Annotated in this window: 3 protein-coding genes and 1 pseudogene; all 4 read left to right on the top strand. The window is 45.8% G+C overall.

From position 1 onward, the window contains the following. A partial coding sequence (locus VB714_RS26765) for a tetratricopeptide repeat protein (protein ID WP_323228345.1) occupies nucleotides 1-865 on the top strand: 865 nt, incomplete at its 5' end. Then, nucleotides 862-2124, top strand: a complete 1263-nt coding sequence (locus VB714_RS26760) for an ATP-binding protein (RefSeq protein WP_323228343.1) — start codon at nucleotides 862-864, stop codon at nucleotides 2122-2124. The genes VB714_RS26765 and VB714_RS26760, both read left to right, overlap by 4 nt. A gap of 233 nt (nucleotides 2125-2357) precedes the next feature. Next, nucleotides 2358-2627: pseudogene (locus VB714_RS27630) on the top strand (glycosyltransferase); the annotation flags it as partial. A gap of 508 nt (nucleotides 2628-3135) precedes the next feature. Beyond that, nucleotides 3136-4500 (top strand): phosphoribosylamine--glycine ligase, encoded by a 1365-nt coding sequence (gene purD, locus VB714_RS26750; RefSeq protein WP_323228340.1) that lies wholly within the window; start codon nucleotides 3136-3138, stop codon nucleotides 4498-4500. Nucleotides 4501-4664 lie beyond the last annotated feature (164 nt).

Here is a 4664-nt window from a genome sequence, read left to right as displayed (position 1 = left end):
ATTCCCTGAAAAATGGGCTGCAACGCAAAATAACCTCGCAAGTGCCTGCAGTGACCGAATTCGAGGAGAGAGGGCAGATAATCTCGAACAGGCGATCTCATTCTATGAGTTAGCTTTGCAGGTCTATACTCGCGAGGCATTTCCTGAACAATGGGCAATGACGCAAAATAACCTCGCAAGTGCCTACAGTGACCGAATTCGAGGAGAGAGGGCAGATAATCTCGAACAGGCGATCTCATTCTATGAGTTAGCTTTGCAGGTGAGAACTCGCGAGGCATTCCCTGAAAAATGGGCAATGACGCAAGGAAATCTTGCTTCAGCATTGTTAGAACGATTTAAACTGACTGAGGAAGTCAGGGATCTCGAGCAGGCTATTATTTGCTATCGTCTGGCTGCTGAAAATACACCTTGGGAATCTCGACAAACTGACTATCTAGAAAAAGCAGCAGATAGCCAGTATGAGTTAGGTATAGCGCTTACACAGTTCGGTCAATGGTATGACGGTTTAGCGGCTCTAGAAGCAAGTTTGCAGACCTATCGCCAAGTCAAAAACCGACTGGCTCGGGCTGATGCCCTTCAGCAGATAGCGCGAACTCACTACCTCATGAGTAACTTTGACCAAGCAAGGACATACTTCCGAGATGCCCTGCGACTCTACCTTGCAGAACAAAACGCAGTGGGAGAGGCTCACTGTCGGTCAGGGTTAGGACGATTATTCATGCGATTGAATTTTATTGACGATGCACTCCAAGAGTTGAACCAAGCCTGCGAACTTTATCGCAAACTAGAGAATGATACTCGCTTAGAAGAAATCCAGCAGGTTTACCAACTTGCCCAAAAAGTAAAGGAGAAACAACCCCTATGAGCGACTTTGATGAATTATTCCAAGACAGTGAAAAAATTTACGAAAAATGGAATCTCACTGAGAGTCCTTTTGCGGAAAGTGCCGAAAAACTCACGCGACTGAACGAAGTGTTTACAGGACGACGGGAAGAACTGGCGACAACCATCAATCTTCTTCGCAGTCGAGATGCCAAGTCAATCCTAGTTTATGGCTGGATCGGGATCGGTAAAACTGCCTTTATTCAAGAGGTATTGTCAGGGTTAGAGCGCAATATGAAAAACATCCTCACTGCCTCCATTAAACTAGAACCCAATACCGATCTGGCAACAGCCGCTCTCATTGCCCTCGCCCGAGAAATGCCAGATGATGATTGGGCGCAGTTTCAACTCAATCGTATGGGTTTGCGTCCCAGAAAAGCCTTGCACGATCGCAAAACAAAAGCAGGAGGTAAATTCGTCTTTGAGGGGACTATTGAAGAATCTGCGATCGCCCCGGAAGCCCCTCAATTTCCTACTCTCAGTTTTGAAGACCTGCTAAAGCGAGCCATGGAAAAACGCGATCGTGTTGTTATTGCGATTGATGATTTAGACAAACAAGAACCAGCCAAAGCTAGAAAACTATTACTTGACGCGCAAGGATTACTCAAAGGACGCGCTTGGTTTTTGCTTACGGGTCATCCTTCCGGCATCACCCGCGACTACCTCATCAGCGATCGCGGTTTATTCGATCTCCCTCTCAAACTCGAACCTCTAGACGAAGAAACGAGTTACCGAATGCTCATAAAATACTTGGCTAGCGCTCGTCGTCGCAAAGTGGATCCCAACAACTCCAACGATCTCAACGTTGTTCATCCTTTTACCCCCGAAACTGCCCGCGCACTTTGCCAAACGGCTCATGGAGTCCCGCGCTGGCTTAACCGCATCGGCAACTACATCTTACTTAAAGCAGCAGAATTAAAAGAACCCAAAATTGACGATCGCGTATTCCAAATTGGACTAGCCCACGCCCGAGAACAATTGCGAGGTCAACCCGGACTCACTCCCCAAGATTATTACGTGCTGGATATGGTCTTAGAAAAAGGAATTCTCTCCGATGCCAGCGTAACTCTAGAAGAATTAGATAAAATGAAAGCCGAAACCTTCAGCGAAATTCTCCCCATTTTAGATAAACTTGTAGAATACGATTTACTGCAAAGAATGCCCACAGAACGAGCAACAGAATATGCACCAATGCCTCTATTAAGACAAGCGCAAGAAACAGAGGAGACAGACTTCAATTAATCTTGATTGGGTTGCCATTCTGGGAGAGGGGAAGACTCTGGGGATTTTTTGGGCTGGGCGATCGCTTCGGGGGAAAACGAGAGTTTTTAACGGAGATGCGATCGCGCCGTGTTTGTAACGAATAATTACAAATTCAATCGATATTACATAAATTTGCAAGTTCTTTCCAGAGAAAGAAATAGAACCACTTCGAGAATAATTCCCGATTCATCCCTACCCTCTATTCCTCAATCATGTTTTCCATCTTCATTCTCACCCATAACGAAGAAATCGATATCGCTGCTTGTATCGAATCTGCACAACTTTCCGATGATATAATTGTCGTCGATTCTTTCAGTAGCGATCGCACTCTCCAAATTGCCTCTCAATATTCCGTCCAAATCGTGCAACACGCCTTTAAAAGTCATGGCAAACAGCGTACTTGGATGCTGCAAAATATCCCCACAAAACATGATTGGGTTTATATTCTCGAAGCAGACGAACGCATGACCCCAGAACTCTTTTTATATGCTGTTTATTTTAGGAGGTATTTTAGATGGAAGTGCGGGCTTATCTTGGTGTATTTTGCAAATGTTCTACGAATATCTTATTGTCTTAAAAGCCCGGGAACTTCGACAAAATCCTCGCTCTCCAGTCACGCAAGTCACTCTCAAACCGAATTTTGTCTGTGAGAATGTCTCTGCTGAAGTGGCAATGAAAATATAGCGAAGGGCGATCGCATTCCTTCTGATACCAAATCCGCATTGTTAAGGAGGTATTTTTTACCCCTACAGTCCCTACAGGGTTTTAGGGTATCGGGTGAATGTAGTCTGTGGTAACTGGATTTGGTATGAGGAGGCGATCGCAACTCTAGCTAACTCAGATGCTTGGCAATGTCCCGAGAACCCCTCACCATAATCTTTGATTTGGTTGGGGAGCGTTCAAAGAATCGAGAAAATTAAAATTGACCCGTCTTTATAGCTTATAATAGTCGCTCCTAGCATAAAGTTAAAGTTTTGGAGTGCAGCCGGAATGAAGGTTTTGGTAGTTGGTAACGGCGGTCGAGAACACGCTTTGGCATGGAAACTCGCTGAGTCTCCGAAAATTAATGGTGTTATCTGCATTCCAGGTAATGGCGGTACGGCATCTCTTGATAAATGCCAGAATATGCCGATGCGAATCGATGATTTTGAAGGAATTGCCCGTTTTGCAGGGGTACAAGGGGTTTCCCTCGTGGTTATCGGACCCGAAGCGCCCTTGGCAACAGGTTTAGCGGATTATCTCCTCGCCCAGAATATTCCTGTTTTCGGACCCACAAAAGCAGGGGCGCAAATTGAATCGAGTAAGTCTTGGGCGAAGGAACTCATGACAGATGCGGGCATTCCCACGGCAAAAGGGGAAACTTTTACGGATGCTGAAAAGGCAAAAACTTATCTGCAAAAACAAGGCGCTCCCATCGTGGTCAAAGCAGATGGGTTAGCATCAGGTAAAGGTGTTATTGTGGCTCAAACCTTACAAGAAGCTCGCACGGCGGTCGATACCCTCTGGGATAAAGGATTTCGCAAGCTGGTTATTGAAGAATTTTTGAGTGGGGAAGAAGTTTCCGTTTTTGCGATCGCCGATGGTATTACGTTTCGCACTTTACTCTCCGCCCAAGACCACAAGCGCATCGGGGAAGGGGATACGGGTTTAAATACAGGAGGCATGGGCGCTTATGCCCCGGCTCCCATTGTAACTCCCGAGTTGATGGCACGCATCGAGGAAGAGGTTTTTCGCCCCATCATCAGCGCCCTAAAGCGGCAAGATATCGATTATCGCGGGGTTTTGTATGCGGGTTTAATGATTTCAACGACGGGGGAACCCAAAGTGCTTGAGTTTAACTGTCGTTTCGGCGATCCGGAAACTCAAGCTATTTTACCCTTGTTGGCAACTCCTCTCGATAAACTCTTACTCGCTTGCGCCCAACAAAAATTAGCTGATTTTCCCCCCTTGGAATGGAAACCAGAGAAATCTGTCTGTGTGGTTGCAGCAGCAGAGGGATATCCCGAAGATTATCAAAAAGGAAATACGATCGCGGGCATTAAAGCGGCAGAAGAATTAGAGGCGCTTGTTTTCCATGCTGGCACGAAAAAGAAAGGTGATGGAGTTGTCACCAATGGCGGCCGGATTTTAGGCGTGACTGCTTTAGGAGAAACTTTTGCCGAGGCGATCGCCAAAACCTATCAGGCGATCGAGGGGATTGAATTTGAAGGAATGTATTATCGTCGGGATATTGGCCATCGCGTCCTTCCCAAAACCCCTTCCCCTTCAGTTAACACTCCCTCTGTTCCCAGCAGCAAGTCTTTCTCCTCTGAAGATGAAAAGGAAGACCTTTGGGGAGAAAAGACAGAAAAATAACAAAAAAATAACGGTCGAAGGAAAATTTTTTTCTTCTTCCCAAGCCTGCAAGTGTAAACTGTAAACTATTAGCTATCAACTATCAACTATCAACTGTAAACCTTGCTGGCACTCTTAAATCAAATTCGAGAAGTTATCCGCCTTTGGTGGTCGGAATTTACCCT

The organism is Spirulina sp. 06S082, from assembly GCF_034932145.1.
Classification (GTDB): domain Bacteria; phylum Cyanobacteriota; class Cyanobacteriia; order Cyanobacteriales; family Spirulinaceae; genus CCY15215.
This window is presented reverse-complemented; position numbering and strand designations above follow the sequence as displayed.